At 72.5% G+C, this 20943-nt stretch carries 20 protein-coding genes, 1 tRNA gene and 2 pseudogenes; 13 read left to right on the forward strand and 10 right to left on the reverse strand.

Annotated elements, in window-relative coordinates; all coding sequences use genetic code 11:
- Positions 1–100: 100 nt before the first annotated feature.
- The 8 genes from ACFWIS_RS34185 to ACFWIS_RS34220 form a co-directional block, all read right to left on the reverse strand.
- Positions 101–1150: a family 2 encapsulin nanocompartment cargo protein polyprenyl transferase gene (locus tag ACFWIS_RS34185; RefSeq protein ID WP_380461287.1), complete on the reverse strand. Its 1050-nt coding sequence runs from the start codon at positions 1148–1150 to the stop codon at positions 101–103.
- A 183-nt stretch (positions 1151–1333) separates the two neighbouring features.
- Complete coding sequence (locus ACFWIS_RS34190; protein ID WP_380461286.1) at positions 1334–2755, reverse strand: family 2B encapsulin nanocompartment shell protein; 1422 nt, start codon at positions 2753–2755, stop codon at positions 1334–1336.
- 251 nt (positions 2756–3006) lie between these two features.
- Positions 3007–3552, reverse strand: a complete 546-nt coding sequence (locus tag ACFWIS_RS34195) for a methylated-DNA--[protein]-cysteine S-methyltransferase (RefSeq protein ID WP_380461285.1) — start codon at positions 3550–3552, stop codon at positions 3007–3009.
- A gap of 162 nt (positions 3553–3714) precedes the next feature.
- Positions 3715–3948: a hypothetical protein gene (locus ACFWIS_RS34200; protein WP_380461284.1), complete on the reverse strand. Its 234-nt coding sequence runs from the start codon at positions 3946–3948 to the stop codon at positions 3715–3717.
- Between the two features lie 182 nt (positions 3949–4130).
- Positions 4131–4499, reverse strand: coding sequence for a hypothetical protein (locus ACFWIS_RS34205; protein WP_380461283.1), 369 nt, complete (start codon positions 4497–4499; stop codon positions 4131–4133).
- Between the two features lie 189 nt (positions 4500–4688).
- On the reverse strand, positions 4689–5525 hold the full coding sequence (locus ACFWIS_RS34210) for a serine/threonine-protein kinase (RefSeq protein ID WP_380461282.1): 837 nt from the start codon (positions 5523–5525) through the stop codon (positions 4689–4691).
- Entirely contained in the window at positions 5522–7378 is a 1857-nt protein-coding gene (locus ACFWIS_RS34215) for an ABC transporter ATP-binding protein (RefSeq protein WP_380461281.1), read from the reverse strand. The genes ACFWIS_RS34210 and ACFWIS_RS34215 overlap by 4 nt, the downstream gene beginning before the upstream one ends.
- A 37-nt stretch (positions 7379–7415) precedes the next feature.
- On the reverse strand, positions 7416–7559 hold the full coding sequence (locus ACFWIS_RS34220) for a hypothetical protein (protein ID WP_380461280.1): 144 nt from the start codon (positions 7557–7559) through the stop codon (positions 7416–7418).
- Between the two features lie 528 nt (positions 7560–8087).
- Between ACFWIS_RS34220 and ACFWIS_RS34225 the strand changes: the two genes are divergently transcribed.
- The 11 genes from ACFWIS_RS34225 to ACFWIS_RS34275 all read left to right on the forward strand — a co-directional run bounded on the left by ACFWIS_RS34225 (position 8088) and on the right by ACFWIS_RS34275 (position 17891).
- The gene (locus ACFWIS_RS34225) at positions 8088–8540 is read left to right on the forward strand and encodes a hypothetical protein (RefSeq protein ID WP_380461279.1); all 453 of its coding nucleotides are present in this window, start codon (positions 8088–8090) and stop codon (positions 8538–8540) included.
- On the forward strand, positions 8533–9321 hold the full coding sequence (locus ACFWIS_RS34230) for a class F sortase (protein WP_380461278.1): 789 nt from the start codon (positions 8533–8535) through the stop codon (positions 9319–9321). Before ACFWIS_RS34225 ends, ACFWIS_RS34230 begins: the two co-directional genes overlap by 8 nt.
- A gap of 270 nt (positions 9322–9591) precedes the next feature.
- Entirely contained in the window at positions 9592–10443 is an 852-nt protein-coding gene (locus tag ACFWIS_RS34235) for a hypothetical protein (protein WP_380461277.1), read from the forward strand.
- Positions 10440–11210: a two-component system response regulator CseB gene (cseB, locus tag ACFWIS_RS34240; RefSeq protein WP_380461276.1), complete on the forward strand. Its 771-nt coding sequence runs from the start codon at positions 10440–10442 to the stop codon at positions 11208–11210. The genes ACFWIS_RS34235 and cseB overlap by 4 nt, the downstream gene beginning before the upstream one ends.
- A gap of 11 nt (positions 11211–11221) precedes the next feature.
- The gene (locus ACFWIS_RS34245; RefSeq protein ID WP_380461275.1) at positions 11222–12421 is read left to right on the forward strand and encodes a sensor histidine kinase; all 1200 of its coding nucleotides are present in this window, start codon (positions 11222–11224) and stop codon (positions 12419–12421) included.
- Positions 12422–12841: 420 nt separating this feature from the next.
- Positions 12842–14062 carry a hypothetical protein gene (locus ACFWIS_RS34250; RefSeq protein ID WP_380461274.1) on the forward strand — a complete coding sequence of 407 codons (1221 nt, stop codon included), beginning with the start codon at positions 12842–12844 and terminating at the stop codon, positions 14060–14062.
- The gene (locus ACFWIS_RS34255) at positions 14038–14247 is read left to right on the forward strand and encodes a hypothetical protein (protein WP_380461273.1); all 210 of its coding nucleotides are present in this window, start codon (positions 14038–14040) and stop codon (positions 14245–14247) included. The genes ACFWIS_RS34250 and ACFWIS_RS34255 overlap by 25 nt, the downstream gene beginning before the upstream one ends.
- Positions 14244–15140: an aldo/keto reductase gene (locus tag ACFWIS_RS34260; RefSeq protein ID WP_380461272.1), complete on the forward strand. Its 897-nt coding sequence runs from the start codon at positions 14244–14246 to the stop codon at positions 15138–15140. The genes ACFWIS_RS34255 and ACFWIS_RS34260 overlap by 4 nt, the downstream gene beginning before the upstream one ends.
- A complete protein-coding gene (locus ACFWIS_RS34265; protein ID WP_380461271.1) occupies positions 15124–15990 on the forward strand; it encodes a hypothetical protein in 867 nt (288 codons plus the stop codon). The genes ACFWIS_RS34260 and ACFWIS_RS34265 overlap by 17 nt, the downstream gene beginning before the upstream one ends.
- Positions 15991–16149: 159 nt before the next feature.
- On the forward strand, positions 16150–16725 hold the full coding sequence (locus ACFWIS_RS34270; RefSeq protein WP_380461270.1) for a hypothetical protein: 576 nt from the start codon (positions 16150–16152) through the stop codon (positions 16723–16725).
- Between the two features lie 944 nt (positions 16726–17669).
- The gene (locus tag ACFWIS_RS34275; RefSeq protein WP_380461269.1) at positions 17670–17891 is read left to right on the forward strand and encodes a ribosomal protein L7/L12; all 222 of its coding nucleotides are present in this window, start codon (positions 17670–17672) and stop codon (positions 17889–17891) included.
- Positions 17892–18050: 159 nt separating this feature from the next.
- On the opposite strand, the pseudogene ACFWIS_RS34280 reads toward ACFWIS_RS34275, so the two are convergent.
- Positions 18051–19052 (reverse strand): annotated as a pseudogene (locus ACFWIS_RS34280) (DUF3631 domain-containing protein); the annotation flags it as partial.
- A gap of 14 nt (positions 19053–19066) precedes the next feature.
- Between ACFWIS_RS34280 and ACFWIS_RS34285 the strand changes: the two are divergent.
- Positions 19067–19222, forward strand: a pseudogene (locus ACFWIS_RS34285) (tyrosine-type recombinase/integrase); the annotation flags it as partial.
- A gap of 228 nt (positions 19223–19450) precedes the next feature.
- Here ACFWIS_RS34285 and ACFWIS_RS34290 read toward each other — a convergent pair.
- A tRNA-Thr gene (locus ACFWIS_RS34290) sits at positions 19451–19524 on the reverse strand.
- Positions 19525–19804: 280 nt separating this feature from the next.
- Between ACFWIS_RS34290 and ACFWIS_RS34295 the strand changes: the two genes are divergently transcribed.
- Positions 19805–20896: an ABC transporter ATP-binding protein gene (locus ACFWIS_RS34295; RefSeq protein ID WP_380461268.1), complete on the forward strand. Its 1092-nt coding sequence runs from the start codon at positions 19805–19807 to the stop codon at positions 20894–20896.
- Positions 20897–20943 lie beyond the last annotated feature (47 nt).

The following is a 20943-nucleotide window of genomic DNA, read 5'->3' on the forward strand; positions in this document are numbered from 1 at the left end:
GCAGCGGGAGACGCAGCGGGAGACGCAGCGGGAGACGCAGCGGGAGACGCAGCGGAGCGGGAAGTCGACCGGGCCGACTTCCCGCTCCGCTGCGACGCCCTCAGTGAGTGCGGCGGGTCACCAGCTCGGCCAGCGCCAGCAGTTCGTCCGCCGCGGACGGCTCCGGGACGGCCACCGCCAGCTGCGCCATCGCCGCGGCCATCCGCTCGCAGGACTCGCCCTGTGCCCAGCCGCGCCCGCCGGCCGCCTCGACCGCGGCCGCGCACTGGTCCAACTCACCCGGGGTGAGCGCCCGTTCGAGCGAGTAGAGGTCGGCGAGCCGGGCGCCCTCGGGGGTGCCCGAGCCGAGCGCCTTGACCACCGGCAGCGACTTCTTCCGGGCCACGAGGTCCGCGCCGACCGGCTTGCCGGTGACCGCCGAATCCCCCCAGATGCCGATCAGGTCGTCGATCAGCTGGAAGGCCAGGCCGATCTCGCGGCCGAAGCCGTCCATCGCCTGCGCCGCCTCCTCCGAGCCCCCGCCGTACAGCGCACCCATCGCGCAGGCAGCACCGAGCAGCGCACCGGTCTTGGCCTCGGCCATCGCCAGGCACTCGGTGAGCGAGACGTCGTTGCGCTGTTCGAAGGCGCAGTCGATCTGCTGGCCCTCGCAGAGCTCGACCACGCAGTCTGCGAGCCGGCGGATCGAGCCCCGGGCGGCCGGGTGGGAGTCCTCGGCGACCAGGCGCAGCGCGAGGGAGTGCATCGCGTCGCCGGCCAGGATGGCCTCGGTGGTGCCGAACACCCGCCAGGCGGTGGGCCGGTGGCGCCGGGTGTCGTCCCGGTCGATGACGTCGTCGTGGAGCAGGGTGAAGTTGTGGACCAGTTCCACCGCCGCGGCGGCGGCGACGGCCGTACCGGGGGCGCCGCCGAGGGCCTGGGTGGCGGCGAGGACCAGGGCGGGGCGGATCGCCTTGCCGGAGGAGGACTCGGAGGGCGTGCCGTCCGCCTCCCACCAGCCGAAGTGGTAGCCGGCCACCTTGCGCATCGTGCCGGGCAGCGAGTCGACGGCGGCCCGCAGCACCGGGTCGACCAGTCCGCGGGCGCGGGCGAGGATGTCCGCCGCCTCGTGGCCCTCTTTGTGGTCCCGCTCCAGCGTGGAGCTCGTCATGGGTTCCTCCCCCTGTAGGGCGTGTCCTGGGGCGCGTGGGACGGCCGGCCCGTCGGGCGGCCGGATGGTGCCGGGGCGGCGGACCGGTGGCCGTACGCACCGCGGCGCGCCGCCCGGACGGGGACGGTGCCCTCGGCGGGGCGGCGCGGTTCCGGGCTCGGAGCCCGAGCCCGGTGCCCGTCGTCAGCGCTGGGCGACGTCCACGTTCTCCAGTACGCCGATGGCGTCCGGGACCAGGATCGCGGCCGAGTAGTAGGCACTCACCAGATAGGAAATGATGGCCTTCTCGTCGATTCCCATGAAACGCACCGAAAGGCCCGGCTGGTATTCATCCGGAATTCCGGTCTGATGCAGCCCGACGACGCCCTGGTTGTGATCGCCGACGCGCATCGCGATGATCGAGCTGGTGTGCCCGCCGATGATCGGGATCTTGTTGCACGGGAAGATCGGCACTCCGCGCCAGGCGTTGACGTGCTTGCCCTCGACCTCGACGGTGCCGGGGTTGAGGCCTCGCTTGTTGCACTCCCGGCCGAAGGCGGCGATGGCCTTGGGGTGGGCCAGGAACATCTTGGTGCTGCGGCGGCGGCTGAGCAGCTCGTCCATGTCGTCCGGAGTGGGCGGGCCGGAGTGGGTCTGGATCCGCTGGTCGTACTCGGCGTTCTCCAGCAGCCCGAACTCGGGGTTGTTGACGAGCTCGTGCTCCTGGCACTCGCGCAGGGCCTCGATGGTCAGCCGGAGCTGGTGCTCGATCTGGTTCATCGGCTGGTTGTAGAGGTCGGCGACGCGGCTGTGCACCTTGAGGATGGTCTGGGCGACGCTCAGCTCGTACTCGCGCGGCTTGAGCTCGTAGTCCACGAAGGCACCGGGCAGGTCGTACTCGCCCTGGTGGCCGGCGGAGAGGTCGATCACGGCCTCGCCGTGCTTGTTCTGCGCCTGCTGGAAGCCGTTCAGGTACTCCATGATCTGCAGCTGCAGCGACTCGGAGCGGTCGTGCAGCTCCTGGAAGGAGGGCCAGGAGAGCGCCATCACGGTGCCGGAGGTGGCGGCGCGGACGGTGTACGGCCACGAGCCGTCCTCCTCCTGGAGCGCCTCGTCGCCCAGGTGGTCACCGTCGGCGAGGGTGCCGACCACCGTCTCCTCGCCGTACTTGCCGGTGCCGAGCCGGTCGAGCTTGCCGTGCGCGATGAGGAAGACCTCGCTGATCGGCGTGCCGGCGGTGACCAGGACCTCGCCCGCGTCGAACTGCCGCTGTACGAAGCGGCCGGCCAGCTCCTCCAGCACCGCCTCGTCCTGGTAGCCGCGCAGCACCGGCACCTCGGCCAGGGTCTGTGGGACGACCCGCACCTCGGAGCCGGTCTTGACGAAACTCACCCGGCCGCGGCCGACCTTGTGGCGCAGGCGGCGGTTGACCCGGTAGGTACCGCCGGAGACCTCCACCCAGGGCAGCATCCTGAGCAGCCAGCGCGGGCTGATGCCCTGCATCTGGGGCGCGGACTTGGTGGTCGTGGCGAGGTTCCGCGCGCCCGCCGTGCTCAGGGACTGCTGCTGCCGGATCTCCGGCTGCGCGCCCGGCGCAGGAATTCCGGCATTGGTTTCGGTCGACATAGGGGGAGCCCTTCGCATGCCCGATGAAGTGTCGCCTTGCACATTCGTGTTACGGCTTACGGCTTCATGGTGGGCCCGTTCGGGGGCGTCCCGCAATCACTCATTCGAGTGGTTCCGAATAACCGAACAAATAGTACGACTAGATCACCTGATCGATATTTGTTCGATTATCTATTCGAAACTACCGGAATACCGGCCCCCATCTTCCCCCATCGGCGACCCCGGCGGGCGCCGGTCGGACCCAGGAACGGCTAGAGCGGCCCGTTCCAGTCCAGCGTCGGCTCCAGCACTCCCTCCAGGGTGAGCAGCCAGCGCTTGACGTCGATCCCGACCCGGCCGCCGCCGAAGCCGCCGATCCCGTCCGCCGCCACCACCCGGTGGCAGGGCACCAGCAGGGCGACCGGGTTGGCCGCCATCATCTGCCCGACCGTGCGGGCGGCCAGGCCGGGTTCGGTGACGTCCTCGAACACCCCGCTGCGGGCGGCCAGTTCGCCGTAGGTGATGGTCCGGCCGTACGGCACCTGCTCCCAGAGCGTGCGCAGCACGGTACGGTGCGGCCCGGAGCTGAGGCTCCAGTCGATCGGCAGGCCCAACTCGCGGGTGCGGCCCGCCAGGTAGGCGCCGAGCCGCTCGGTGACGGCGGCGATCTTCGCCGGGTCGGTGCACGGCGGCGCCTCGCCGTCCCGTCCGCCGTAGCCGGCCGCCGCCACGCCCAGCGGCGTCACCGCGATGTGCATCGGGCCGCTGGGCAGCGGGGTCGGCACGGTCAGCCAGGACAACGACCAGGACTGCGACACGTTCGGGCCCCCACCCTCCACCAGGCCGGCCACCGGCCGGTCCGGCAACCGGGGTGCGGCACCGGCCGGTCCGCCCCGTTCGCCATCGTACGGCGGACGGGGCGGGCCTCCGGCGGGGTCGGTCGGTGGGGCCGGTCGGCGGGGTCGGTCGGCGGTGCCCCCTCAGTGCCGCCCCTTCAGTTCGGCGGACAGCGCCCTCGCCCAGTGCGACAGTTCGGCGCGGTCCGGGGTGCGGCCCTCGCAGAGCACGGCGAGCTGCGCCTCGTTGATCCGGTTCGGCCCCGGGATCTCCAGCAGGTACGCCAGCTCGGCCAGCACGGTGGCCAGCCGCTCGGCGTCCGTGTGATCCAGGGTGGCCGCGGCCTGGTGGTGGCTGATGGTGAGCGAACCGGGCATGGTCAAACCTCCTCTGCCCCCCACCGTCCACCGTACGACCGACCCGGCCACCCCGCCCGCCGCGGAGGCACACACGCGTGGGCGGAGCGACCGGCGGCACTCCGGAGCCGGCCGGGCACGGTGCGCGGTGGGCCGCACCGATGGTGGCCGGGGGTGCGCCCCGGAGCCGTCCGAGGGGTGAGTCAGGTGCTCGGGCCCTCCTCCCAGCGACGATTCCGTACGGCCGGTACGCCCAACACTACGGCCCCGGCCGCCACTTGCCAGACCGCCCCGAGCAACAGCACCCCGCCGGTGCCGAACCGGTCCGCCGACGGACCGGCCGCCGCCAACCCGAGCGGGCCGAGGACGAAGGCCCCCAGCGCCCCGAAGGAGGTCAGCCGACCCAGCAACTCGGCCGGGACCCATCGCTGCATCGTGGCGCCGTACGGCGTCCCGCAGACCGCCGAACCGATCCCGGCCGGCAATGCGCCGGCCACCGGCCAGGGCAGCGGCGCCCCCGCCGCCAGCGCCGCCGAGGGCAGCGACCAGGCCAGCCCGGCGAGCGACGCCACCGCGAGCGGGCGCCCCGGCCGGCACCCCCGTCGCCGACCGCTGCCCCCACACCGGCCGCGCCCGGCTCTCCTGCCGCCGCGCCGCCGAGCTGGTCGCCGCCCGCACCCGGGCAGTCGGGCAGGGGTGGACGCTCCGGCAGCTGCGGACGGGGCGGCGGCGCACGGACCAGTCCGGTGGCTCCCGCCCCGTCAGGGAGCGGGTGCGCCGTGCGGCGGAGGTGGGGGCACCGCCCGGCGGCCGAGGGGGAGCAAGTCGTCCAGGGTGTCGGCCAGTTGGGTGAGGGTCGGCCGGTCGGCCGGGTCGAGGTGGAGGCTGGCGTCGATCGCCCCGGCGAGCGGGCCGGGCAGGCGGCGACGCCGGGACACCGGGGCGGCCGGGTTCGACGGCGCGCCGTCGAAGGGAAGTTCGCCGGTAGCGGCCCGGTAGAGGGTGGCGCCGAGACCCCAGACGTCGGTGGCGGCGGTGAGCCGGCCGCCGACGGCCTGTTCGGGGGCGAGGTAGCCCTTGGTGCCGAGGCCCGGGCGGGCCGGGCCCGGTGGACGGGCGACGCTGAGGTCGAGCAGCTTGGCGCGGCGGCAGTCGATGACGATGTTGGCGGGCTTGAGGTCGAGGTGCAGCAGCTTCTTGCCGTGCAAGTACCTCACGGCGGAGATGAGTTGCAGTCCGAGCAGGGCCAGGTCGGTGGCCGCCGGGCGGCGCGGCCGCCGGGCGAGCAGGTGGGCCAGGGTCTCGCCGCCGAGGGTCTCCGACACCGCGTACGGCTGGGGGCGTTCGCCGGTGCCGTAGCCGCGCACCAGGTGGGGGTGGGTGAACTCGGTCAGCCAGCGGCCCTCCCGGAGCAGCCGTTCGCGCAGTTCGCGGTCGCGGCGGCGGTCCGGCCGGAGCACCTTGACCACGCAGCGGCAGTCCCGCTCCTCGCTCCAGGCGTCGTAGACGTCCAGCCAGCCGGTGCGGCAGAGGTGGGCGAGCACCTGGTAGCCGGGGGCGATCGAAGCCCCGGCGGGCAGTGGCCGGGTGACGGTCATCGGGCGGCCCCCGTCGGGGTCGCGGCCCTGGCGAGCCGGGCGTAGCCGTCGTCGTGGGCGAGCAGTTGGCGGTGGTTGCCGCAGGCGGCGACCCGGCCCTCGCGCAGCAGGACGACCCGGTCGGCGTTCCCTACGGTCAGCAGGTTGTGCGAGATGATGATCGTCGTCCGGCCGTTCATCAGCCGTCCCAGCGGCTCCAGGATCCGCCGTCCCGACTCCGGGTCGAGCCCGGTGGTCGGTTCGTCGAGCAGCAGCACGGGCGCGTCCCGGATCATCGCCCGGGCGATCGCGATCCGCTGGCGCTGGCCGCCGGACAGCAGCCGCCCGCGCTGGCCCACTACCGTGTCGTAGCCGTCCGGCAGCCGGCTGACGAACTCGTGGGCATCGGCGGCCCGGGCGGCGGCGGTGATCTGCGCGTCGGTGGCGCCGGGGCGGCCGTAGGCGATGTTCTCCCGGACGGTGCCGTGGATGACGAGGGTCTCCTGCAGCAGCACCGCGAGGTGCTCGCGCAGGTCGGTCAACGCCAGTTCGCGCAGGTCGATGCCGTCCAGCCGGACGGCGCCGCACTCCGGGTCGTAGAAGCGCAGCAGCAGCTTGGCGACCGTCGACTTGCCCGCCCCGCTCTCCCCCACCAGCGCCACCGTCTCGCCCGGTTCGGCGTGCAGGGAGACGTCGCACAGCGCCGGGCGGGCCGCGCCCGGGTAGCGGAACCACACCCCGTCGAGGGCCACCGCGCCGCGCACCCGGGCCGGGCGCAGCGGTCGCGGCGGAGTGGCCACCTGCGGTTGCTGGTCGAGCAGTTCGATGATCCGCTCGGCGGCAGCCGAGGCCGAGAAGAAGCCGTTGCTGAGCCGCCCGATCCCCTGGATCGGACTGTAGAGCCGGCTCAACAGGGCGACGAAGACGAGGAGTTCACCCAGGGTGAGCCGGCCGCGGACCAACTCCCAGGCGCCCAGCCCGAGGACGATCAGCGCGCCGGCCAGCTCCAGCAGCTCCACGATCGGTGCGAACAGCGCGCGCAGCCGGGTGGCCGCCATGGTCGCCCGGAACCGCGCCCGGTTCTCCCGCAGGAAGCGGTCCTGCTCCCAGTCCTGCCGGTTGTACGCCTGCACCAGCGCGATGTTGCCCAGCGTCTCCTCGGCGAGGGCGCTGACCGAACCGCTGCGGCGCCGCCGCTCCCGGGACGCCGCCCGCACTCTGGTGGAGAACCGCCGGGCGGTGAGCCAGAACAGCGGGGCGACCACCAGCGCGGTCAGCGCGAGGTCCCAGCGCAGGTAGAACAGCACGCCCAGGAAGACGGCCAGCTCGGCGACGTACGCGACCGCGTCCAGGACGCCCGAGAGCAGGAAGGTCTCGACCGCCTCGACGTCCGCGGTCAGCCGCGACAGTACGTCGCCGAGCCGCCGCCGCTCGAAGAAGCCCAGCGGCAGGCCCTGCAGGTGGCGGAACACGTCCGCACGCAGGGCCAGCAGGAAGCGCTCGCCGACCCAGGTGGAGAGCGTCTCGTCCGCGAAGTCCAGGGCACCTGCCAGCAGGGTCAGCCCGGTGTAACCCAGCGCGACCGGCAGGAACAGCCCGAGTCTGCGCGGCACCAGGACGTCGTCGACGACCACCTTGAACAGCCAGACCATGGCGGCGTCGACCACCGGGCCGAGCAGGACGAGCACCACCAGCAGGGCCAGCCAGCGCCGTCCCGCTCGGGTGTAGGGCCAGAACCGCCGGAACGTCCGCCGCAGCGACACGGGCGGCGCCGGAGCGACGACCGGGTCCGCCCGGCCGTCGCCGGTGCCGGTGCCGGGTGTGCCGGTGCCGGTGCCGGTGCCGGCAGCCGTCGACCGCCGCGGCGACCACACCCGCTCGTCCTAGCCCGGAGACCGTGTCCGTCAGCCGTCAACGCCGGCCGTGCTTGTTCTTGCGGCCGTGCCGACGACGACCGTGACCGGTCGTGTTGTTGGTGTTCCGCTCCTCCCGGTCGTTCCCGTGATCCCGGCGGGACTCCCGCATCGCCGGCAGGAGGTTGGCGAGGATGCTCATCACTGCCACCTTTCTCTCGCTTGCGTCCCCACCGAGGAGTACGGACGGGCGGGCGGGGGTGCTCAGCGCGGGGCGCGGTCGGCGGTCGCCGCTTCGGCGCGGGGGCTTCGGCTCGGGCGCTCCGGCTCGGACCGGGGTGCGGGCGCGGGGGCGGGCGCTCCGGCTCGGACCGGGGTGCGGGCGCGGGGGCGGGCGCTCCGGCTCGGACCGGGGTGCGGGCGCGGGGGCGGGCCTGGGTGCGGGGGCGGGGCCGGATGGGTCACGGCCTCGGTGTCGGGTGGGTCACGAGGCCGTTCCGGCCGGTTCGGAGACCGTTACGCAGCCGATGGGCGACCGTGACACGGCCGGGCGGGGACCGCGACACGGCCCTCCTACCGTCACTGACGACGCATCGGCCGACGAGCACCACGGGCCGCACCGGCCGCACCCGGCCGTACGAGCACCGCGGACCGTACCGGCCGCAGGCGTCGGCGAGAACCGCGGTCTCGCCACCGACGCGTTCACCAGAGCCATGAAGGAGCACCCCCGATGAGCAGGACCCGCACCGACCGTTCACCCGCCCGCCGTCTGCTGGCGGTCTGCGCACTGACCGGCGCCGCGCTGATGACCGTCGTCACCGGCGGACAGGCCTGGGCCGACGGGACCCCGGCGGCCCCCGCCAAGCCGTCCGTCGCCCCCGCGGCACCGGCGGGGGTGGCGGTCGGCGGGGAGCGCGCGACCCCCACCGCCACCCCCTCCTCCGGCCGGACCGGCCAGCCGGCCCCGGCGGTCGCCACCGACACCCCGTCGCCCGCGCCCGACCCGGCCGGCTCCCAGCCGCAGGTCCGCGAGGTGCCCAAGGGCGCCGCCCAGGCCGGTGACGGCTCGACCGCGACCGACGGCAACGGCCTGATGCTGGCCGGCGGCGGCGCCGTCGCGGCCGTCGGTGCCGGTGCGCTGGGCTTCGCCCTCCTGCGCCGCCGTTCCGGCGCGCGTGGCTGACACCCGTCCCGAGTCCGCCGGGCACTCCGGCGTCCTTCCCCCGCACCCGGCCGGGCGGGGAAGCGGCGCCGGGGCGCCCCCGGCGGCGGGGACCGACCAGCGGGGCGGTCGCGGGCGGCGGCGCGCCCCGCGCCCCGGCCCGAGCCTCCTGCAGCGAAGTGTCTTCGGTACGGCCGGCCTGCTCTGCCTCGCCCTCGGCAGCACCCTCGCGCTGTCCGGCCGGGACACCCCGGTGGTGCAGATCGAGACCTCCGGCCACGACCCGGCGGCCACCGCGCCCCCGGCGAACACAGCCGGCACGACCACCGCCCCCGCCGGAGCGCCCACGGCCCTCGCCGCCTCGCCGCCCGCCCGGCTGCTGATCCCCGCCATCGACGTGGACGCCCCGGTGACCGACCTCGGCCTGAACGCCGACGGCACGGTCCAGGTGCCCTCGGCCGACCACGCCGATCAGGTCGGCTGGTACCGCAACGGACCCGCCCCGGGCGAGGCCGGCCCCGCCGTCCTGATCGGGCACCTCGACACCAGGCACGGCCCGGCGGTCTTCCAACGCCTGCCGGAACTCCACCCGGGCGACCGGATCGGGATCCGGCGAGCGGACGGGCGCACCGTGGACTTCACGGTCCGCAGCCTGCTCCAGGCCGCCAAGGACAACTTCCCCACCGACACGGTCTACGGCGACACCCCCGGCCCCGCGCTCCGACTGATCACCTGCGGCGGGCGGATCGGCCCGGACGGCCACTGGACGGACAACATCATCGTCCTCGCGGACCCGGCCTGACCGGGCCTTTCGTGACCGGCACGGGTCTGACCGGGCCGTTCCCGACCAGGACGGGTCGGGGCAGGCCGGGGCGGGACAGGACGGACCTGGCCGGGCCCGCTGCCCCGGCCCCGGCCCCGGCCCCACCGGAACGGCCGCCCGGCCGGACCGGGTAGAACTGCAGGACGACAGAACCGCAGCGACGACAGAACCGAACCGCAGGCACGACCGAACCGCAGGCACGACCGAACCGCAGGCGCGACCGCCAGAGCACGAGGGAGAGCAGCGACCGTGGCACGACCGACCCCGCCCCGCCGCCGCGGCGCCGTGCCCGCGGCCGCCCTCGCCGTCCTCGCCGCCCTGGCCGCCCTCGGTGTACTGGCCTTCGGCCGACCCGCCCCCGGCGGCCTGCGGGACGACGGCCCGCGCGCGGCCGTCGCCCCGCCGAGCCCGTCCGCGGTGGCCAAGCCGCTCTGGCCCGGTCTGGCCACCGCGCCGCCGCCGGCCACCTCCCCGGCCGACTCGGCCACCCAGGCCCCGCCGCAGCCCGTCCCCGACCTGACCGTCCCGGGGCGCGACCTCACCGCGGTCGACGTGCGCACCCTCCTCACCAAGGACCCGACGGTGACCGCCGAAGAGCGGCGCGCGCTCCAGTCCTGCACCGATTGCGAGGTGCGGGCCCCCGAATTCCGCGACCTCACCGGCGACGGCCGGCCCGAGCTGATCACCGCCGTCACCACCCCCGGTTCGCTCGTGCTGCACGTCTACACGCTCGCCGACGACCGGGTCCTGCCGATCCTGCGGGTCCAGGTCCAGCAGGGGTTCAGCGCCGCGACCATGGACTCCGACCTGTGGCTGTACGAGCCGACCACCTACACCACCCGCACCAGCAGCCACTACCACTGGGACGGGCACCGGCTCGCCCTGGTCGAACGGCGGGTGGAGGGCGTCGGCCTGCTGCCGCCCGCCGACCAGGGCACCGAACCCCCGACCGTCACCGGCCCCGACCGCGCGCCCGCCCCGGCCCGCCCCGCCGGCGGCGGCGCGAGGCAGCCCACCCCCACCGGCGTGGCGTCCCCGTACGCCCCGCGGGCCACTCCCCAGCCGTCCGGCGCCCCCGTCCTCCCGGAAGCGAAGCGATGACCAGCGCAGCCGTCCCCGCCCAGCCACACATCCTGCTCGTCGAGGACGACGAGGTGATCCGGGAGGCCACCCGGATGGCCCTGGAGCGCTACGGCTTCCCGGTCACCACCGCGGCCGACGGCCTGGAGGGGCTGGAGGCCTTCCACGCCGTCCGCCCCGACCTGCTCCTGCTGGACGTCATGCTGCCGCTGCTCGACGGCGTCGGTCTCTGCCGCCGGATCCGGGAGGAGAGCCAGCTGCCGATCCTGATGATGTCGGCCCGCACCGACCCGGTGGACGTGGTGTCCGGGCTGGAGGCGGGCGCGGACGACTACGTGGTCAAGCCGTTCGAGAGCGCCGTGCTGGTCGCCCGGATCCGTACGGTGCTGCGCCGCATCCGGGTCACCCCGCCGACCGAACCCGCCCAGGCCGAATCCGCACAGCCCGCCCAAGCCGCCCCGACCGCCCAAGCCGCCCCGACCGGCGAAGCCGCCCGCGCCGTCCGCCACTTCGACGGCCTGCAGGTGGACACCGACAGCATGGAGGTGCGGGTGGACGGCCGGCTCGTCCCGCTCACCCCCACCGAGCTGCGCCTGCTGCTGGAGTTCACCGCCGCGCCCGGCATCGTGCTGGAACGTTCCGGCCTGCTGGAGCGGGTCTGGGACTACGAGTGGGGCGCCGACACCCGGGTGGTGGACGTCCATGTGCAGCGGCTGCGGGCCAAGATCGGCTCCGGCCGGATCGAGACCGTTCGCGGCTTCGGCTACAAGCTGCGGCGCCCGGCATGATCCTGCGCCGGATGACCCTGCGCCGCCAGATCGCCGCCGCCGTCGCCGCCATCTCCGTGCTGGTCGCGGTGGCCGTAGGCCTGCTGGTCCACCAGGCGATGATCCGTCAGCACGTCGACCAGGCCCGCAGCGCGGCCCTCACCGCCCTCGGCTCGGCCCTGACCGACTACGGCCGCGGCATCGGTGCCCCCGGCGCAGCCCTGGACGACCCGGCGCTGCCCACCCGGTTGCACGACCTCGCCGCCGGGGGCCGGCAGGGCTCGCTGCTGGCCGCCGACCGGCAGGGCGAGTCGATGTGGGCGGCGGGCCCGGTCCAGGACGGGGTGCTCTCCGTCCGGGTGGACTTCACCCAGGACCGCCGGGCGATCGCCGACCTGGACCGGATCATCCTGATCACCGTCGTCGCCGCGGTCTTCACCACCGTGCTGGCCGGCGTCCTGGTCGCCGACCGGATCAGCCGCCGGCTGCGCACCGCCGCCACCGCCGCCCGGGGCATCGCGGCCGGCGGCACCGACACCCGGATCGGCGAACTCGTCGACGGGAAGGACGAGGTCGCCGACCTCGCCGCCGCCGTCGATCTGATGTCCCGCACCCTGCACCGCCGACTGGCCGACGAACAGCGCTTCACCGCCGACGTCGCCCACGAACTGCGCACCCCGCTCACCGGCCTGGTCACCGCCGCCGAACTGCTGCCGCCCGGCCGCCCCACCCAGCTGGTGCAGAACCGGGTCCAGGCGCTGCGCGCCCTGGTCGAGGACCTCCTGGAGGTCTCCCGGCTGGATGCCGACGTGGAGTCCCCCGACCTCTCCGCCGTCCCGCTGGAACGCGCGGTCCGCCGCACCGTCACCCTCACCGGCCTCGACGTCTCGGTCCGGATCACCACCGGCCAGGAGGTCCGCACCGACCTTCGCCGCCTGGACCGCATCCTCGGCAACCTGCTGGTCAACGCCCACCGCCACGGCGCCGACCCGGTCGAACTCCACGTCGACGGCCGCCGCATCACCGTCCGCGACCACGGCCCCGGCTACCCCGACGACCTCCTCCACCACGGCCCCCAGCGCTTCCGCACCAACGCCCCCGAACGCGGCCGCGGCCACGGCCTCGGCCTCACCATCGCCACCGGCCACACCCGCGTCATCGGCGCCACCCTCACCTTCACCAACCACCCCGCCGGCGGCGCCCTCGCCACCCTCACCCTCCCCCCGGGCTGACCCCGACTCCCCCCACCAACGCCGAAGGGCCGGCTCGATCGTTAGAAACCGCCGTGATCGAGCCGGCCCTTCCCACCACGGAGCCCCCTGTCGGGTAGGGACGGCTCCCGCGTGGGGAGCCGCTCCACTTTCGTGTGTCAGGACCATCGAAGTCTCGGCCGCGTGTCCGTGGAGTGCGCTGAGGCCCGCGGCCAGAGCTCCCGGATACCTGGACTGCTCTCCGCAACCAACCACAACCGACGCACCCAGGCCGTCGGCACCCTCGCCGAGCGGATCGAAGCGTTCGCCGCCAGGGCCAACACAGCCCCGGAAGGTCGCGCGTTCAGTACCGAATGGACGCCCCTGTCGTGTGACTGCCTCGCTCATCGGGTCGGGAACGCCGGGAACCGGCCGCACAGGCGTCCGAGGTACCCCTCGGACGTGAGCGACGCGGAGTGGACGGTCGTGCTCCGCGACGCCGGCATCAAGGCGATGCGATACCCGGGCGGTTCGTACGCAGACATCTATCACTGGAAGACGAACACCGCCGACGGCGGCGTCGTCGCACCGAACACCGACTTCGACACGTTCATGGCGACGGCCCAGGCAGCCGACGCGCAGCCGATCATCACCGCGGACTACGGCTCTGGAACCCCGCAAGAGGCCGCCGACTGGGTGAAGTACGCCAACATCACCAAGCACTACGGGGTGAAGTACTGGGAGATCGGCAACGAGATCCCCGGCAACGGCGAGTACGGCGCGACGTGGGAAACCGACCTCCACGCCAGCCACAGCGCCACCACCTACGCGGAGAACCTGCTGAAGTTCGCCTCGGCGATGAAGGCGGTCGACCCGACCGTCAAGATCGGCGCCGTGCTCTGCACGCCGGGCTCCTGGCCGGACGGGATCGTCGGACCGGGCGACACGATGGACTGGAACAACACCGTGCTCTCCATCGCCGGCCCGCAGGTCGACTTCGTGATCGTGCACTACTACCCGGGCGGCACCAGCGCAGCGGACATGCTGACCAAGCCCCAGACGCAGGTCCCCGGCATGATGAGCGCCGTGCACTCGCTGATCGGCAAGTGGGCCGGCAGGCACGCGCCCCACGCCGGCGTCGCGATCACCGAGACCAACGGCACCATCGACTCCGACACATCCCCCGCGGGGCTGTTCGCCGCGGACGACTACCTGACCTTGATGGAGAACGGCGCATTCAACGTCGACTGGTGGGACATGCACAACGGCACCGACTGCAGCCAGGTCACCACGGTCGAGGGTGCGCTGGACTACAACGACGGCGGCATCCTCTCCAGCGGCGCCTCGTGCGAGCCGCCGGCGAACACGCCGTTCGCCCCGTACTACGGCATCGCGATGATCTCCAAGCTCGGCTCGGCCGGCGACACCCTGGTGCGTGCGAACAGTTCGAACCCCCTGCTCATCACACACGCCGTGCGCCGTGGCAACAGTGACGTGGATGTGATGCTGATCAACGAGGACCCGGACAACAGCATCACCGCCTCCCTGTCCTACAACGGCTTCTCCCCGCGCCCCGGCATGCCCACGGTGTCACGGCGGCCCCACCGGATGCCGACCTGCAGGTGCGCCTGGTCACCACACGGCCCGCGCTCGCGGCCATGCCCGACGGCACAGTCCGGCTGACCGCCGGCGGCGAGGAGTGGACGTTTGCCGCGAAGGCCGAGCCGATGCTCGTGCTCCTCGCAGACGGGGAAGCTCACCGGCTGGCCGACCTCGCGCAAGCCGCAGGCGTCACCCTCGCGCAGGCGGCCGGTGTTGTGACGGAGCTGGTCGACGGCCAGGCCGCCGCGATCGGAGGTGCACGATGACGGCCCAGCTGGGCCTCGGCACTTACCGCTGTCACGATGTGGCCGAGGCCGCAGTGAGGGCCGCTTCCCGGGGTGCCGACTGGGTGGATACCGCGCCCAACTACGAGGGTGGTCGGGCGGAGGCGGCACTGGCCCTGGTTCTGGCGGCGTATCCGGATCTTCGCGTCTCCACGAAGGTGGGTTTCGTCCCTCCCAGTGCCAGGCGGATCGGAGTGCGCGCTGGTGCGCTGTCCGCCGATGATGCCGAGCGCGGGCACTGCCTGGCGCCGGACTACATCGCCTGGCAGGTCGCCCGTAGCAAGCGCATGCTCGGCCGCGTCCCCGACGTCGTGTTCCTGCACAACCCGGAACACGACTGCCAGGAAGCCGAGATCGCTGATCGGCTCTACGCCGCGTTCCTCGCCCTGGAGGAGGCGTGCAGCGAGCGCGTCATCAGTTCCTACGGCGTGGCGACCTGGCGCTGTTTCAGCAGCGGGCTCTTCAACGTGCCTGCGCTGCTCGAACTCGCGGCCAAGGCCGGCGGCCCGCAGCACCACCTGCGGGCCATCCAACTCCCGGTCTCCCTCGTCCACCTCGCGGCCGTCGCCCAAGCCCTCAACGGACACGGCCCACTGGTCGATGCCTTCGATGCGGGACTGGAGGTGTTCGCCTCCGCCCCGCTCCACGGTGGCGAGATCCCCGACATCGTGACCCGTGAGCTGATCAACCTGATCAGCCCTGGCAGCACGCCCGCGCAGGCTGCCCTCGCCGTCGTCGCCTCGACCACCGGAGTGAGACGCGTACTTCTGTCGACGGGGAATCCGGAACACTGGACGCAGGCCGCCGATGCCGTCGGCCGTCCGCCGTTGTCTCCGGACGTGCTGCGAAGGGTCGTTGATGTACTCGGAACCTGAGCCGGACATCGCCGAGCGGATGCGCGGGATGCACGCCACAGCCGCAGCGGCGCTCGACGCGACGCCGATCGGCTCGCGCGAAGCATGGGGCTGGCGTGGACGCACCCTCAGCCGCCCGGTTGCCACGGCGTCCGGCGAGGGATGGCTTCGCCTGGTGTCCGCCCCGGCCGACAAGGCGGGCGGAAAGCTCTGGGAGGGACCGCAGGAGGCAGAACGGCTCATGCCCCCTGCGGTCCCCAGGCCGCATCTGAGGGGCCGACACACCTGGACCAACGGTGAGCACGGCTACCTGGCCGAGCTGTACGACAGGATCACCGTCCCCACCATCACCACCCACGAGCCGACCCTCCGGAAGGCTCCCGACCTGGACGACGCCTGGTGGGACGCACTCAGCACCGCCCTCGACGCCATCGTCACCGTCCCCAGCGAACGAGTGGCGGTCCGCCAGGAATACCTTGACCGCGCCATGCCGCAGTACCTCGGCATGGCGATCGACACCAAGGCACCCGCCTGGACCACCGCCCACGGCGACCTGCACTGGGCCAACCTCACCGCGCCGACCCTCACCGTCCTCGACTGGGAAGGCTGGGGCATCGCGCCCGCCGGATACGATGCCGCACTGCTGTACTCCTACAGCCTCCTTGTCCCGGACACCGCTGCCGAAATCCGGCGGCGGCTCGGCCACATCCTCGACACGGCCGCAGGGAGGTTCGCGGAACTCGTGGTCATCACTGAACTCCTGCAGACCACCACCCGGGACGACAACCCCGACCTGGAGAAGCCCCTGCGGAGGCGGCTCTCCGAGATCACCAGCGCCCAGCCCGCCGTTCGAGGGACCGATGCCGGGTAGCCCTTGGGATATCCAACGCGACAACCTGCTCCTCCCGGGGCACAGCAACTGCCGTGTCGCCCCCCACTCAGCCAACCCTCCGCTTCGACGCGTCCGACCAGGACGGACAGCCTGAAAACTCCTGGCGGTCTGTCCGTCCGGCCCGGAGAATCCGATCGCATGGGAGCCGACATACACGGGTTCGTCGAGTGCCGGGCCACTTACGGCACGCTCGACGAGGACAAGGCACGCTGGCACGCGGCGATAGACCTGGACCTGCTGTACGGCGGGCGGAGCTACGACGCCTTCGGCTGCCTGTTCGGCGTGCGGAACCATGCCGGCTTCCGCCCAGTGGCCGGAGATCGAGGCATACCCGCCGACGTGTCGCCCCAGACCCGACAGGCGTACGAGGAATGGGCCCCCGATGGGCACAGCCCCTCCTGGATCAGCTGGGCCGAACTGGCCAAGGTCGACTGGGACGAACCCGCCGACGCCGTGGACGATCGCGTTCACGAGTACACGCGCACGCTGGACCGGGGTTGGGTACGGACGGGCAAGTCGTTCCGCGGCAGTCACGGCAGGTCGGAAGGCGCCGAGTGGATCGAGGACGGGAGGCTGCTCCGCGTCGTGCGAATGGTGCGCCGGGACGCCGTGCCGGAGGACGGCGAGTGGGCACCGGTGTGGAAGGCCATGAGCGCCCTCGCCGATGCCCATGGCGGAGAGAATGTCCGGCTCGTCGTCTGGTTCGACAACTGACCACAACTCCGGGCCTCCTGAAAATTCTGACCAGGAGGCCGTACTCTGCGACTACCGTGCCGCTGTGACTCTCACCGATGCCGAGCTAGACCACCTGCTCGCACCCGCTGGGCTCCGCTTCCTCGAACGGGTCCACGGAGAGGTCCAACTGCCGCCTCTCCCGCCGGGCCACTCTCCCGCAAGCGCCGGACCCGAGCACGGGCGGTTCGACTCGCACGAGCACGAGGTTGCCGATCTGGACGCTTCGGACATGGCCGAGAAGGTCAACGCGAGCTGGCACCGGATGGCGACGCAGTACGGGCTGTTCGACGGGAACCGCGAGTTCCTGCTCGCAGTCGGCCGCGCGCCTTGGGGAGGATCCGGACGAAGAGCCGTACACGGTGTGGCTTCGAGTGCGGCTACTCGACCAGTGGGACTTGGTGGGGAGCGAGGCGGATCTCCTGAGGAGCGGGTTCGCAACGCTCTTCACCACTCGCTTCGTCCCAGAGTTCACTGCGGCTTCCCTGGACGGCCGAATGATGATGAACACCACCGTCTGGGGCAACGGCACCATCAGCACGATCGTCATTCGCCCGTAGCCCGGCCGCGCAAGAGCCGACCGTGCGCCACCCAATCGCCCAGCCAACCCATGGGGCTCCTGGCGAAGAGCCTGGTTGGTGGCTGTGCGCCCTCGTGCAGCCACCAACCAGGGCAGATAGCGCGAGGCCGTAGGACCGTCATGCGCGACAACTTGCTCCGCCCTCAGGGGCGGGGCTGGCGTAAGGACTCCTTACCCCACAACTTGCTCCGGCTGGCCGGGGCTCGCGGTAAGCAGCGCTTACCGCACAACTTGCTCCGCGTGCGGCCCCCTCCACCTTCGACGGTGTGGGGCCAGGCTCTCAAGGACCGGCAGTTGGAGGGGCCTGGGCGGCGAAGTCAGGTACTTCACGCTGGCCTGTGACGACGTGCCGTACAGCGTCGTGTTGGCCGATCCTGGCACCCGCACCATGGACGTGCTGAAGGAGATCCGCCGGCTCACCGGGCTCAGCCTGTGGCACGGCAAACTCCTCATCGGCCAGCTTCCAGCGAGGGTTCTCGAAGACCAGCCCGAAGACACAGCGCGGGCAGCTGCCAGCGCTCTTCGCGCCGTTGGCGCTGTCGCGCATGCCATCGAGCAGACCGACTGAGGATCCGTTCGCTGCCCACCGCGTTGCAGTCGTCCCACGCGTTGCACGCCTGGTCATGGCGGTACGGGTGACACTCGCGGGACGACAGGACTCGTTGCGGAGAGCGAACCCGTCCCCGCCCTGAGCTGGACGGGGACGGGTGCTACGGCTAGCGGCGAGTCAGCTGCCGTTAGCGGCATGCTGCTCGGCGGGCTCGGGGCAGTAGCGGCTCCAGGCGTCGAGGAAACCGTTGCGGGTGAAGCCCTTGAGCTGCACGCCGTACGGGAAGCGGATGTTCATCGAGCCGATGCCGTAGTCCTTGAGCAGGAGCTGCAGGCCACGGGCGCTCAGCCCCGTCGGTCCGTGCTCGGCCCACGGCGCCTCATGGTCGGCCTTCAGGGCGGTCAGAAGGCGCTCGGTTGACAGGGAGTCCGGGTGCCACCGGCGGCGAAGACGCGGCGGATGTCGACCAGGATCCTCGTCCTCAGGCCGCCGTCCTCGTCCTGCCCGGACTCGAAGGCGGTCATGGCACGACAGGCCGCGCGGGCACGCACCGGCCACTCACCTCCGGCGAGGTCCGCGACCGTCACCAAGGGCTCCCAGGTCTCAGCGGCACGGTCGTCGACCGGCATGGGCGGCTCCATGTCGGTCGCCGCGTCGATCAGCGGCACCAGCCAGGCATGGAGGCCGTCGCGCAGTTCACGCAGGCCCGGCTTGTCCCGGTCGGAGCGGTACGAGGAGACGCGCGCCCGGCGCCCGGCGCCGCATCCGGATGACCACGGGCCGGTCCATGATCGTGTCCGGGAGGTCCCCGATCCCGGCCAGAGCCGCCATGGCGAAGGTGGGGAACTTGACCACCTTGTGGTCCGGTCCGACGACCCGCAGGGTAGGTCGGTTGCGCTGGTGGCCAGCGTTCGGCAGGCCACGCAGGTCCTCGTTCTTCTCGGCCGCCTTGACCGTGCCGAACATGGCGTCCGCCTCGTCCACGAGCAGGGTCGGCGGCTGGTCGGTGATCGACCGGAAGATGGCCGCCGAGGACGCGTTGACCGTGATGAGCGGGTCGTGGACGGTCTCGGTGACGATGTCGAGCAGTCGAGACTTCCCGCAGCGCTTGGCCGGGCCGATCACGGCAAGGCGCGGGGCATGCTGCCAAGCGGGTTGCAGATGGGTGGCGGCACCCCACGGCCGTCACCGACCGGTTCCGCGAGCTGGTTGCGGAGGCCAGCTTGCCGCCGATCCGGCTGCACGACCTGCGGCACGGCGCGGCCACGCTCGCTCACGCGGCGGGTGCGGACCTGCACTCGATCAAGGAGATGCTCGGCCACTCCTCGATCGGCATCACCTCGGACACGTACACGACCCTGCTCCCGCAGGTCGACCGGGCGATCGCAGAGGCGGCGGCCCGGCTTGTCCCCCGAGCGAACAGGCCGCGCAAGGTTGCCCAGTCCACGGCGGCAACCGACCCGACCCGGCCATCCGCTCACGCATCGCTCACGCAAACGGCCTCGGACGAGAAGCCCGAGGCCGGCGATGAAGGTCCCAGAAGGCCAAATCTGCAGCTCATCCGGGGTGGAAACGAGAGCCCCCTGTCGGGTTCGAACCGACGACCCCCGCTTTACAAGAGCGGTGCTCTGGCCAGCTGAGCTAAGGAGGCACGGTGGCCGTCCGCGAAGGATCACGGCGGCACCTGGGGCAGTCTACCGGGCCGGGGTGGTGGGGTGGGGAGATATCCGGGGGTTGGCGGGGTGGGTGGGCGTGATGGAACCGATGCCTGAATCGGGGCGGACGGGGGCTGACAAGCGGCGGGCGCGCGGGTAGCGTCGCTGGGAGCCGGTCCGGTAGTGGTTCAGACCACTGACGGGCCGACGGAGACGAACGAACCCCCTTTACTCGGATCGTCCGGCACGTTCCTGCCGGTGAAGGAGAGAACGACCATGGCTTCTGTCACGTACGACCAGGCGACCCGCACCTACCCGGGGGCGACCAAGCCCTCGGTGGACGCGCTGGACCTGGAGATCGCGGACGGCGAATTCCTCGTGCTGGTCGGCCCGTCGGGCTGCGGCAAGTCGACCAGCCTGCGCATGCTGGCCGGCCTGGAGGACGTCAACAGCGGCGCGATCCGGATCGGCGACCGGGACGTCACCCACCTGCCGCCGAAGGACCGGGACATCGCGATGGTGTTCCAGAACTACGCGCTGTACCCGCACATGACCGTCGCGGAGAACATGGGCTTCGCGCTCAAGATCGCCGGCGTGAACAAGGCGGACATCCGCACCAAGGTCGAGGAGGCCGCGAAGATCCTCGACCTCACCGAGTACCTGGACCGCAAGCCGAAGGCGCTCTCCGGCGGTCAGCGCCAGCGCGTCGCGATGGGCCGGGCGATCGTCCGCCAGCCGCAGGTCTTCCTGATGGACGAGCCGCTGTCCAACCTGGACGCCAAGCTCCGGGTGTCGACGCGTACCCAGATCGCGGGCCTGCAGCGCCGCCTGGGCATCACCACCGTGTACGTCACCCACGACCAGACCGAGGCGCTCACCATGGGCGACCGGGTCGCGGTGCTCAAGGACGGTCTGCTGCAGCAGGTCGACACCCCGCGCAACATGTACGACAAGCCCGCCAACCTGTTCGTGGCCGGCTTCATCGGCTCGCCGGCCATGAACCTGGTCGAGGTGCCGCTGGTGGACGGCGGGGTGAAGTTCGGCGGCTCGGTGGTCAACATCTCCCGCGAGGACCTGGCCGGCGCCCTCACCGACAAGACGGTGACCGTCGGCATCCGTCCCGAGCACTTCCAGATCGTCCCGGCGGGCGGCATCGAGGGCGTCGCGGTGACCGTGAACGTGGTCGAGGAGCTCGGCTCGGACGGCTTCGTCTACGGCACCACCCAGATCGGCGGCGTGGACAAGGACCTGGTCGTCCGGGTGCCCGGCCGCCAGATCCCGGCCCGCGGCGAGACGATCCACGTCGTGCCGACCGCCGAGGAGACCCACGTCTTCTCCACCGGCACCGGGGCCCGCCTCGGCCGCTGATCCCCGGCGCGCAGACCCCTCTCGCGCGGAGCCCGTCGGACCGTTCC

The organism is Kitasatospora sp. NPDC127060 (assembly GCF_042724935.1).
Classification (GTDB): Bacteria; Actinomycetota; Actinomycetes; order Streptomycetales; family Streptomycetaceae; genus Kitasatospora.

Bases quoted from the DNA above. Each gene is read 5' to 3' on its own strand.
- ACFWIS_RS34185 (WP_380461287.1), bottom strand. From the start codon at position 1,150: ATGACGAGCTCCACGCTGGAGCGGGACCACAAAGAGGGCCACGAGGCG.
- ACFWIS_RS34190 (WP_380461286.1), bottom strand. From the start codon at position 2,755: ATGTCGACCGAAACCAATGCCGGAATTCCTGCGCCGGGCGCGCAGCCG.
- ACFWIS_RS34200 (WP_380461284.1), bottom strand. From the start codon at position 3,948: ATGCCCGGTTCGCTCACCATCAGCCACCACCAGGCCGCGGCCACCCTG.
- ACFWIS_RS34210 (WP_380461282.1), bottom strand. From the start codon at position 5,525: ATGACCGTCACCCGGCCACTGCCCGCCGGGGCTTCGATCGCCCCCGGC.
- ACFWIS_RS34220 (WP_380461280.1), bottom strand. From the start codon at position 7,559: ATGAGCATCCTCGCCAACCTCCTGCCGGCGATGCGGGAGTCCCGCCGG.
- ACFWIS_RS34225 (WP_380461279.1), top strand. From the start codon at position 8,088: ATGAGCAGGACCCGCACCGACCGTTCACCCGCCCGCCGTCTGCTGGCG.
- cseB (WP_380461276.1), top strand. From the start codon at position 10,440: ATGACCAGCGCAGCCGTCCCCGCCCAGCCACACATCCTGCTCGTCGAG.
- ACFWIS_RS34245 (WP_380461275.1), top strand. From the start codon at position 11,222: ATGACCCTGCGCCGCCAGATCGCCGCCGCCGTCGCCGCCATCTCCGTG.
- ACFWIS_RS34255 (WP_380461273.1), top strand. From the start codon at position 14,038: ATGCCCGACGGCACAGTCCGGCTGACCGCCGGCGGCGAGGAGTGGACG.
- ACFWIS_RS34260 (WP_380461272.1), top strand. From the start codon at position 14,244: ATGACGGCCCAGCTGGGCCTCGGCACTTACCGCTGTCACGATGTGGCC.
- ACFWIS_RS34265 (WP_380461271.1), top strand. From the start codon at position 15,124: ATGTACTCGGAACCTGAGCCGGACATCGCCGAGCGGATGCGCGGGATG.
- ACFWIS_RS34270 (WP_380461270.1), top strand. From the start codon at position 16,150: ATGGGAGCCGACATACACGGGTTCGTCGAGTGCCGGGCCACTTACGGC.
- ACFWIS_RS34295 (WP_380461268.1), top strand. From the start codon at position 19,805: ATGGCTTCTGTCACGTACGACCAGGCGACCCGCACCTACCCGGGGGCG.